Annotated in this window: 5 protein-coding genes; 4 read left to right on the top strand and 1 reads right to left on the bottom strand. The window is 32.9% G+C overall.

Features of this window, described 5'->3' with window-relative positions; translation table 11 throughout:
- A partial coding sequence (locus tag AC2UOP_RS07230) for an IS3 family transposase (RefSeq protein ID WP_484833171.1) occupies positions 1–801 on the top strand: 801 nt, incomplete at its 5' end.
- A 65-nt stretch (positions 802–866) separates the two neighbouring features.
- Here AC2UOP_RS07230 and AC2UOP_RS07235 read toward each other — a convergent pair.
- Positions 867–2,924 carry a YcdB/YcdC domain-containing protein gene (locus AC2UOP_RS07235; protein WP_484833172.1) on the bottom strand — a complete coding sequence of 686 codons (2,058 nt, stop codon included), beginning with the start codon at positions 2,922–2,924 and terminating at the stop codon, positions 867–869.
- Between the two features lie 144 nt (positions 2,925–3,068).
- Between AC2UOP_RS07235 and guaA the strand changes: the two genes are divergently transcribed.
- The 3 genes from guaA (at position 3,069) to AC2UOP_RS07250 (ending at position 5,625) form a co-directional block, all read left to right on the top strand.
- The gene (gene guaA / locus AC2UOP_RS07240) at positions 3,069–4,604 is read left to right on the top strand and encodes a glutamine-hydrolyzing GMP synthase (RefSeq protein WP_106018616.1); all 1,536 of its coding nucleotides are present in this window, start codon (positions 3,069–3,071) and stop codon (positions 4,602–4,604) included.
- 381 nt (positions 4,605–4,985) lie between these two features.
- Positions 4,986–5,192: a helix-turn-helix transcriptional regulator gene (locus AC2UOP_RS07245; RefSeq protein ID WP_019213898.1), complete on the top strand. Its 207-nt coding sequence runs from the start codon at positions 4,986–4,988 to the stop codon at positions 5,190–5,192.
- Entirely contained in the window at positions 5,185–5,625 is a 441-nt protein-coding gene (locus AC2UOP_RS07250) for a hypothetical protein (protein WP_019213897.1), read from the top strand. Before AC2UOP_RS07245 ends, AC2UOP_RS07250 begins: the two co-directional genes overlap by 8 nt.
- The last annotated feature ends 169 nt before the right edge of the window (positions 5,626–5,794 follow it).

Here is a 5,794-nt window from a genome sequence, read left to right on the forward strand (position 1 = left end):
ATGAACCTACCTAAATCAACATACTACTACGAATTAAGTAAAGTTGATCAAGTTGATCTAAGAAACAAAGAAATCAAAGAAAAGATACAAGAAATATTTACCTCAAACAAAGGTAGATACGGAGTAAGAAGAGTTCATCAAGCGCTTCTAAGTAAAGGATATATAGTCAACCATAAAAGAGTTCAAAGACTTATGCACAAGATGCAGCTTTTAGGTAAGAGACCAAAAGAAAAGTATCATTCATATATGGGTAACGTTGGCAAAGTAGCAAAGAATATCATAAATAGAGACTTCACAGCAACAAAGCCATGTACTAAGTGGACGACAGATGTATCCCAATTTAACTTTACATGGGGTAAATGCTACCTATCGCCAATACTAGATATGTACACAAACGAGATCATCTCATACGACTTATCATTACATCCAACACTAGAACAAGTATCAAGAATGCTTGATAAAGCATTTGAAAAGTTTCCATGCGTAGAAAGCTTAATCATGCACTCAGACCAAGGCTGGCAATATCAAAATAGCTACTACACAAAAGAACTAGAAAAACATCAAATAACGCAATCAATGTCGAGAAAAGGAAATTGCTACGATAACTGCATCATGGAAACATTTTTTGGTAGACTAAAAACAGAGATGTATTATGGATGTGAGAGAGAATTTAAAACATTTGAAGAGTTTTCAAAAGCAATTGATGAATATATATACTACTACAATAACGAAAGGATTCAGAAGAAAACAAAATGGATGCCACCTACTTTGTATAGGTTAGCATCCATGAATGTAAACTAAATATTAATGTGTCCAGTTTTCTGGGTACACATCACAATCGCTGTAAGCATTTTCTTTTTGCACTTTTATTTAAAAACGTAATTATAAACTATATTTATAAACTCATCTCTATTAACTTTTGCGTTCTTATCAATTGTCTTGCCATTAATATATCCTAAAGCATTCGCTAAGCTTAGATAAGCATTTTCTTCCTTTGTAAGCTTTGCCTTTGTGTTAATATTTTTGAATATATCTTTGCCAACAAGCTCTTCCATGCCTTTTAGCCTTATCATAAATTTTGCTAAATCCATATTTGTGATTTCTTTTTCTCTGTTTACTTCATTTGCTTTAATTACGCCTTCCCTTAGAGCCCTTTGGTAAGCATTGTCAATGATTTCGTCACTATCTCTTGAGCCAAATATATAAACAAAAGTTATAAAGTCTTTTTGCTTCAAGTTTTTCTCAGGCATTATCTCATCTTCGATATAAGCGTAGCCCATTTGTTTAAGAAGAATTGCCTTGTCTTTATATTTTGATTTATCAATGTCAGAGTAATTTTTTAATTCTTCATTTGATTTTGCAAGCTTACCACTTATTGCATCAATCTCAATCTTAGTATTCTTTGGCATATAAGTTAAAACTACACTTGACTTAGCTGGATCAGACTTATCTCTAATATATTGATAAGCTTCTTCATAATTAATTTCTTTTTTAATTACATCATAAGCTTCATCAATAGATTTTTTAGCTTTTTCGTATTTTATCGGCTTTCTATACCAAGCTCTTGAGTACTCATTTATTTCTTTCGTATCCTTAGAAACGCTTATGCTTATAGAGTTTTCTGGAATGTAGTAGCCGTCCATCACTCTTACAAAGTACACGGTATTATTTTCAGCCGCCATCAATTCTAAATCTTTTTCATCGATGTCAGATGCATTTTTCTTGATATAATCCAATGCAATTTTCTTTAATTCATCAGAGTTTAAATCTTTTTTGTCATTATCACCACTATCAAAATTATTATATGTGCTAAATCTTAAAATAGTTAAATCTTTAGCATCGAGTGAAATGTTATAGTAAGTCTTTTTCTCATCTTTGCCAATTTCCATATTGATGTTATAGACGTAGTCCTTAGAGATATAGTCTTGATTTAAATTAGATAAAGTCACTTTTGCTTTGCTAGCGTCCTTCACAAAAGTTTTTGCCTTTTTTAAGGCTTCAGCCTTAGTCTTTATGCCCTTAATCTTATCTATGCCTTTAACTTCGTACTCGCTAAGGCCGTCCATAGCCCCTTCTGCAGCAGCATCCTTAGTCATATAATTATTTAAAAATATAGGGTAGTCGTAGCGCTCATATTTTTTACTAGTCGAATTAACAAAGTAATTTGCATTTAGCTCGTTGCTATATATAGTTTTAAAAGTAATTCTTGGATCCTTCTTTTCGTCAATTACAAATTTAATCATAGGCTTTAAATATTTATTTTCTTTAAATATATTTATAGCCTCATCCATAGTTAAATTACTCTTAAGAGCATCAAATTCAGTTGTTTTTGAAAAATCAAATCCATGATTATAGTTTAATGAGTATCTTTTAACGCTCTTGTCAACGTAATTAATGGTGATGGATGCGCCGTCACCTATAACGCGTCTATCGCCTACATATCTATCAAAGTTAAAAATATATGCGTTATCGTCTATATAGTTTTGATAAGAGCTTTCATTTAGCTTAAGGCTCTTAGCATTTACTGGGTCAATCTTTTTAATCGTGTCAATGGCATATTTTTTCAAAGCTTCATACGAGTAATTTGGTTTAAGCGTTTCATATTTTTTGTTCTCATATTTATTATAGTTAGTGATGTGCATGTCATTTGATATGCTTACATTAAGATCACTTGAGCCATCCTTCTTAGACCATGATAAATTGTATATAGTGCCGTAATCGTCGTCACTTGAGCTATTGACTTCAAAATTGTCATAAACATCTTTGATATTAAATACTTCTTTTGCTTTTAAAACTAATTTTTCCATCGTCTTGTCGTCCACCTTGTTTAGATTTTTTTCTTGAGCTAATGAATTTACTGGCAATGCGCACAAAAGCATAAACATAGCGAGCATCGCAGCAATCACATTTATCTTTTTAAGCATAATATCATCTCCTTTGTATATATTATACCACTTTAGCAGAGGTGGATAACAATTTTAACAAAATTGTAACTATTTTGATAAAGTCTTTAAAATTTATAGCTTTAAAAATAAACTTGTGATATAATTATTACAAGAGGTGATTAAATGAAACACGATTTAGTCTTAGTAATAGATTTCGGCGGACAGTATAAGCAATTGATCGCAAGACGAGTTAGAGAAAACAATATTTACTCAGAAATAATTCCTTATACTAAAAGCATTGAAGAAATAAAAGCAAAGGACCCTAAGGCAATTATCTTTACAGGCGGACCGAACTCAGCCTACCTTGACGATTCACCATCGATATCAAAGGAAATATTTGATTTAGGCATACCTATCTTAGGTATTTGTTATGGCGACCAATTAACAGCGCATTTATTAGGCGGCGAAGTAAAGAAGGGCTCCGAGAAGAATAGGGAATATGGCAAGACCATCTGCCATTACAAAGAGTCAAAATTATTTAAAGGCGTTGAAAGCGGTCAAGTTTGGATGAGCCACACTGACTACATATCCAAATTGCCAGAAGGCTTTAAGTGCATCGCATCGACAGATAATTGCCCTATCGCAGCGATGGAAAATGAAGAAAAAAAGATTTACGCAGTACAATTCCACCCAGAAGTAAAACACTCAATCGATGGCGACAAGATGATTAGAAACTTCCTTTATGACATAGCAGGTCTTAAGGGAGATTGGACGAGCGAAAATTTCATTGAAAATAAAGTTAAAGAGATTAGAGAAAAAGTTGGCGATAAAAAAGCACTACTAGCACTATCTGGAGGCGTTGACTCATCAGTAGCCGCAGTCCTTATGCACAAGGCAATAGGCGACAAGCTTACATGTATCTTCGTTGACCATGGTCTACTTAGAAAAGATGAGGGAGACCAAGTCGAAGAGATATTTAAGAACAGGTTTAAGATCAACTTCATTAGAGTTAACGCTCAAAAGAGATACTTAGATAAATTAGCTGGCGTATCAGAACCAGAAAAGAAGAGAAAGATAATTGGTGAAGAATTTATCAGAGTATTTGAAGAAGAAGCAAAAAAACTTGGTAAGATTGATTACCTTGTTCAAGGAACTATATATCCAGACGTAGTTGAATCAGGTACAAATGGTTCAGCAGTTATCAAGAGTCATCACAACGTAGGCGGTCTACCAGATGACATAGGCTTCGAGGGACTTATTGAGCCACTAAGAGAGCTATTTAAAGACGAAGTAAGAGCCATAGGACTTGAGCTTGGCCTAGATGAAGACCTTATCTATAGACATCCGTTCCCAGGACCAGGCCTTGCAATCAGAGTCATAGGCGAAATAACAGAGCAAAAACTAAACATACTTCGTGAAGCAGACGCCATCTATATAGACGAATTAAAGAAAAACGGCCTATATAGAAAGATTTGGCAAGCCTTTGCCGCACTACCAGACATAAAGACAGTAGGAGTTATGGGCGACGAAAGAACATACGACTACGTATGCGCACTAAGAGCCGTAACAAGTACAGACGGTATGACAGCAGAATTTTATCCGATAGATATGGATATACTTGCGAAAATTTCGAATAGAATCATAAATGAGGTAAAAGGAATAAATAGAGTGGTTTATGATATTACTTCTAAGCCACCAGGAACAATTGAGTGGGAGTAATCGCAAAATTTTCTAAAATGGCTTGATTACAAGCTATATAGAGAATGAAAAATGGCTACTGGTACTCAAATGGTACTGGAAGTAAAAAAGAATAAATTGAATAATAGTTCCAAGTGGTTTACATTTGGACAAAAAATTGAGACTTTGAATTAGTTTGTGTATATAAACTCCTCCTGATTAGATAATCATAATCAGGAGGAATTTTTATGGCAAGAAAAAGACCAGAAATAAGACTAAACAAAATATCAAAAATTTATATTAAACCAACACCATAAATAAAATTTATCATCACAAAAAATGGAAAGTTTACTTGACATTTACTCTAAAAAGAATTATAATATATGTAAAGTTAACTTGTCATTTGATGGGAGGTAATTAAATGTGAAAAATAGACTTGAAGAAATTAGAAAAAGTCAAGGAATTACTCAAGAAGAACTGGCAAATATCCTTGAAGTGTCAAGGCAGACCATCGGTTCTCTAGAGAATGGAAGGTATAATCCTTCAATTATTTTAGCTTTTAAAATTGCTAAATTTTTTAAATTGACAATTGAAGATATTTTTATTTATGAGGAGGAAGAAAATGAATAGAAACAAAAGCATCTTAAAAGATTGGATTTTAGTATTTTTTGGAGTAGCACTGGTTTTAACGGGATTCTATCTTCACAAAAGCATCGATAGTGTAAATAAGACAGTCCTCGCTATTCCGTATTTATTTATCGGTATTGGATGTGGAGTTTTCGGACATTTCATGGGAAATATAATTAAATATTTCTCTACAAAAAATAACAAAGAGTTAATAAGACAGCTTGAAATTGATAAGAAGGACGAAAGAAACGTATTGATTGCAGAAAAATCAAAGGCAAAGGCCTACGACTTAATGACCTATCTCTTTGCAGCCATGCTTATTATGTTTTCATTGATGGGTGTTGATGAGTTACAAATAATAATACTAGTTGCAATCTATCTTTCTATACAAATATATGCAGTATTTTGGCATTCTAAATTTGAAAAAGAAATGTAAAAAAATTAGACCGTAGCTTCAAGCTGCGGTCTTTTTGTATTAGAAAACCCCCAGTTAGACTGGGGGTTCAGTTTAGCTTTAGCGGTGATAAACAAACAAAAAACCTCCCTATTTGATATAATATAATTGTAATCTGTCAATTGCAATATAAAATCAAATAAGGGAGGAA

Source organism: Fenollaria sp. (assembly GCF_057222035.1).

Bases quoted from the DNA above. Each gene is read 5' to 3' on its own strand.
- AC2UOP_RS07250 (WP_019213897.1), top strand. From the start codon at position 5,185: ATGAATAGAAACAAAAGCATCTTAAAAGATTGGATTTTAGTATTTTTT.
- AC2UOP_RS07235 (WP_484833172.1), bottom strand. From the start codon at position 2,924: ATGCTTAAAAAGATAAATGTGATTGCTGCGATGCTCGCTATGTTTATG.
- guaA (WP_106018616.1), top strand. From the start codon at position 3,069: ATGAAACACGATTTAGTCTTAGTAATAGATTTCGGCGGACAGTATAAG.